General features: G+C 37.0%; 5 protein-coding genes. 3 read left to right on the forward strand and 2 right to left on the reverse strand.

From position 1 onward, the window contains the following. Positions 1-41: 41 nt before the first annotated feature. Complete coding sequence (gene pyrE, locus AC6F75_RS07685; protein ID WP_500714395.1) at positions 42-686, reverse strand: orotate phosphoribosyltransferase; 645 nt, start codon at positions 684-686, stop codon at positions 42-44. Positions 687-693: 7 nt separating this feature from the next. On the opposite strand from pyrE, the gene AC6F75_RS07690 reads away from it, so the two are divergent. Further along, positions 694-1,299: an NUDIX domain-containing protein gene (locus tag AC6F75_RS07690; protein WP_500714396.1), complete on the forward strand. Its 606-nt coding sequence runs from the start codon at positions 694-696 to the stop codon at positions 1,297-1,299. Here AC6F75_RS07690 and AC6F75_RS07695 read toward each other — a convergent pair. Beyond that, positions 1,283-3,013: a M14 family metallopeptidase gene (locus tag AC6F75_RS07695; protein ID WP_500714397.1), complete on the reverse strand. Its 1,731-nt coding sequence runs from the start codon at positions 3,011-3,013 to the stop codon at positions 1,283-1,285. The two genes, AC6F75_RS07690 and AC6F75_RS07695, sit on opposite strands and share 17 nt — an antisense overlap. Positions 3,014-3,084: 71 nt before the next feature. Between AC6F75_RS07695 and AC6F75_RS07700 the strand changes: the two genes are divergently transcribed. Continuing rightward, positions 3,085-3,975 (forward strand): T9SS type A sorting domain-containing protein, encoded by an 891-nt coding sequence (locus tag AC6F75_RS07700; RefSeq protein ID WP_500714398.1) that lies wholly within the window; start codon positions 3,085-3,087, stop codon positions 3,973-3,975. A gap of 99 nt (positions 3,976-4,074) precedes the next feature. Next, positions 4,075-4,288 (forward strand): hypothetical protein (locus AC6F75_RS07705; protein WP_500714399.1); only part of this gene is annotated, 214 nt, incomplete at its 3' end.

A 4,288-nucleotide genomic window follows, 5' to 3' on the forward strand; every position in this document is an offset into this window, starting at 1 on the left:
GATTTATTTACGGTTACTTTTTTGCTTTCGAGATTCATAATTTAGTCTTTGTTCCAGATAGCGGGATTTTCCCTCCACGCTTTCAAGGTTTCTATTTCACCGGAATTAATGTATTTTGATTTTTCGGCTTGAGCCAGTAGCAGGTTGTAATCGCTTAGGGTATGAAGTTCAATGTTCTCTTTTTTAAAATTTTCTTTGGCTACATCAAAGTCATAGGTAAATATAGCAATCATCCCTTTTACTTTTACATCGGCTTCCTTTAGGGCTTTTACGGCATTGAGACTGCTTTTTCCGGTACTTATGAGGTCTTCAACCACAACAACATTTTGATTTTTTGTCAGTTGTCCTTCCACCTGGTTTTGTCTGCCGTGGCCTTTAGCTTCGGGGCGAACGTAAACGAAAGGAAGGTTCAAATAATCGGCCACAAGCATTCCAATACCAATGGCCCCGGTGGCAACACCGGCAATGACATCCGGTTTTCCATAAAGCTCTTCAATCTGGCGTGACAGCTGTTCTCTCACAAAATTCCTGATGTGTGGATAGGATAAAATAATCCTGTTGTCACAGTAAATGGGAGACTTCCATCCCGATGCCCATAAAAAAGGGTTTTGTGGTTGCAATTTAATTGCATTAATTTGCAATAACAAGTCGGCTGTTTTTTGTGCCGTTTCTTTGTTTAAAATCATTTTGCAAATGTATAAAGTTTTTGTAAATGATAAACCTATATTTCTGACCAACGAGAGGGTTTTTCATAAAGACGCCAAATGTATTCCGTTAAGGGATGCCAATTTGGGATTGATTGTAAAGAAAGTTGCAAAAAATAAATGGGCTAAGGTGTATTTATACCACCCTATCGGTGAACAACTTATTCAAAAATTCAAGAAAAAAACCACTGTAGTAGTGGCTGCGGGAGGTCTGGTTAAAAACGAGAAAGGAGAGGTCTTGTTTATCAAGAGAAACGGAAAATGGGACCTGCCTAAAGGCAGCGTTGAAAATAAAGAAACCATAGAGGAAGCTGCCATACGCGAAACCGAAGAGGAGACCGGCGTTGAAGGTCTTGAAATTGTAAAGCCACTGCAAATTACTTATCATTTTTTTAAGAGAAACGGGAAACTTCGGTTAAAAGAAACTTATTGGTTTGAAATGAAAACCTCATTTTCAGGAGATTTAACTCCCGAAATAAAGGAAGGCATCAAAAAAGTAGTTTGGAAGAACCCGAAAAAAGTACAGAAAGCGCTCAAAAAGTCCTATGCCAACATCAGGGAGTTGTTTAAAGATGAAGCTACTCCAAAACCCTGAGAACAGGATAGCGCATATGTGCCTCTTCATAATGTGGTGACTTTTTGTACAGCCAACTTAATTGGGAATACCCATTTTCCCTAAAGTTTTTGTCCTCCCTTTTTTTGCTTTCGAAAAGTTTACGCAATACCGGATCATTTTCAAGCATTTGTTCTGCGATTTCTTCAAAAACATAAGGCGAAAATCCTTCTTTTTGCTGAAGGATGGTGTCAAAAAAGTTCCAGTTAAAAAATGAATCGTTGGCTTGAGGCTCCAGTGTTTCAATGAGGTATCTGATGCCTGGTTGATTGGTATGGATTATATAATTGCCTTTTTTCACAAGTAATCTTTCAGTCTTAGAGGAAACCTGGGTATTGCTATGCATAAAATGCCCTTCAAAAGGAGTGCTTCTTGTATTGAAATTTTCAATGCGATATACTTCTGTGGAAATGATTGTGTCTTTTTGAAGTTGATTCATTTCAATTTGGTTCAGTTGTAAAAGTTCGATAACATTCCACCATCCTTGAGGAATGATATATGCTTTTGGAATGGTGATTTCGGTTTTAGGTTTAAAATAATTGTAATACTTCACTTCTTTTGTATAAGGTTTTGCCCTATTGTAGAAAAGCCGTTCCAAACCTGAAATTTTACTCATTTTATATTCTGCTTCATAACCTTTAAAGTTGAGTGTACTGTATTTTGAACTGTCAATTTCCCATTGTACGGGATATTTTGAGCCGGTTGTGAATTTATTGTTTGCATTTCTCCTCAATGCCTTAATGGTTTTGTAGTTGACATCTGTAACCTCCAGCATACTTTTCATAACGGCATAAGTGCCTTCAACTCTTTGTTTGTAAGGCTTTAGCATATGGGTTTCAATCATTGCACCAAGCGTGTTGAACAAGGCGGTGTAGCCTGTGGAATATCTGGCATCGTCAAAGAACTGGGAGAACCCACCATCAGGTGGGCGGTTAAACACATTGATATAAGGGGTTGAATTCCAGTTGTTTTTAGCAAGATTTTTTTCAACTTCCGGAATAAAAGTTTGGCGTAAATACCCGCCAAATTCACTGCCCAGTTTATTGTGTTGTGTAAACAAATGAGTGATGGTGTATTGATAATCTGCACCGTTGCTCACGTGGTTGTCTATAAACACATCAGGATTGACATAGTGAAACAGTTCAGTAAAAGCTCTTGTATTGCGAGTGTCTGCCTTTATAAAATCGCGGTTGAGGTCAAAATTTCTGGCGTTTCCGCGAAAGCCGTATTCCTCGGGACCGTTTTGATTGACCCTTGTTGTGCTGTTTCTGTTTAAAGCACCTCCAATGTTATATATAGGAATTGTAGCAATCGCTGTATTTTTTGGTGCCTGTATTTTTCCGGTGGCCAAATCTTCAAAAAAGCGCATCGTGGCTTCAATGCCGTCCGGCTCTCCGGGATGGATGCCGTTATTGATGAGTATTATGACCTTCTCTTGATTTAAAATTTTGAAATCAAAATGCTTGTCCGGATTAAAAACAACAAGATGTAAAGGATGGCCACTGTCTGTTTTACCTATGGTTTGAAGGTTTACAGTTTCGTGAATTTCAGACAAATGCTTGTAAAACGCAATGGTTTCTTGATAATAAGCACTATCAGTTGAATGATTTTGATTGAAGCTTGTTTGAGTAGTTGAACCTATTGTATTTATTGATGTCAACAATACTGCTACGACTAAAAATTTAAATTTTAACATATAAATGAAAATAAATGTTTTGAAATGTAATAAGTGTGTATATCTTTGTAAATAAACTAAAAATTAAAGAAATGAAAAAAATTACATTATTATTGATGGCAGTTTTTGCAAGCGCAACAGTGTCATCACAAATTGTATTATCACATTCTACTGACAATACAGTTTTTGGAACGGGCTCAGTTGCATGTGCTACTAATCCAGATGGAATACCTCAAACAGGTGATGAAGGTTCAAGTGACAATGTTTATTATAGGGCATATACTCCAGCAGATTTTGGAATTCAAGGGGGCTTTGAAGTTCAAGGCGCAAATTTCTTTATTTCATTTAATGACGTAGGTGGAACTGATCCCGATGTTGAGTTTTTTGTACGATTTTTTAGTTCAAGTGATGTATTTCCATTTGGAACATTGACAGAAATCACTTCTCAATCTGTTATGGCTTCTGTTTTAGATAATGGTGAACTTTTTGAAGTAGTATTGGATAACCCTTTTACTGTTACTGATTCAGATGAAATAATTGTAGCAGTTGATTTTGCAGCAGCTCCTCCTGTACCTGATAACTATGACATCAGAATAGGTATAAATGGCCTTGGTGAATCTGAACCTGGGTATTTAACTTCAGTTGGTTGTGGAATAGCTAATCCTACACCTCCAAGTGCACTTGGTAGTTTTCCAGATAATTACATTATTCTTGATGTGGTAGGAGAACAAGTGCTATCTGTTAATGATAACCTTGCATCTCAAATTGCTATCTACCCAACACCTGCAGTTGATGTAATCAATATCAAAACTCCTGCTTCTATGCAAATCAATGAAGTATTATTGTTTGATCTACAAGGAAGAAACACCGGTGCTGTATTTACAGACGGAACTGTTAATGTTTCTGGTCTTAGCAGAGGTGTCTATATGCTTACTGTAAAAACTTCAGAAGGTACATTGACTCAAAAAGTAGTGAAAAAATAATTTTTTCCAATACAATTTTTTTAAAGCCTTCCCAAGTATCTTGGGGAGGCTTTTTTATTATAGTTAACTGTCGTATTTTAGTTTATTCAAATTATGTTCATGAGCTATAAGCCTTCAATCATTTTACTTTTCACCCTTATAGGTTTTCATTCCATTGACAAAAGCTCTGCGCAAACAACTAAAGACACCACGGCACTCTCTGAAGTGGTTCTTTTAAGCACCCAAATAAAAAGTTCGCTACAAAATAAGGCGGCTTCAGTTTCGGTGATTACTGCTAATGATATCATGCAAACAGACGGGGTCATCATCACTT

Source organism: Planktosalinus sp. (assembly GCF_059864935.1).

Coding starts and splice junctions, on each gene's coding strand:
- pyrE (WP_500714395.1), bottom strand. CDS start 686: ATGATTTTAAACAAAGAAACGGCACAAAAAACAGCCGACTTGTTATTG.
- AC6F75_RS07690 (WP_500714396.1), top strand. CDS start 694: ATGTATAAAGTTTTTGTAAATGATAAACCTATATTTCTGACCAACGAG.
- AC6F75_RS07700 (WP_500714398.1), top strand. CDS start 3,085: ATGAAAAAAATTACATTATTATTGATGGCAGTTTTTGCAAGCGCAACA.
- AC6F75_RS07695 (WP_500714397.1), bottom strand. CDS start 3,013: ATGTTAAAATTTAAATTTTTAGTCGTAGCAGTATTGTTGACATCAATA.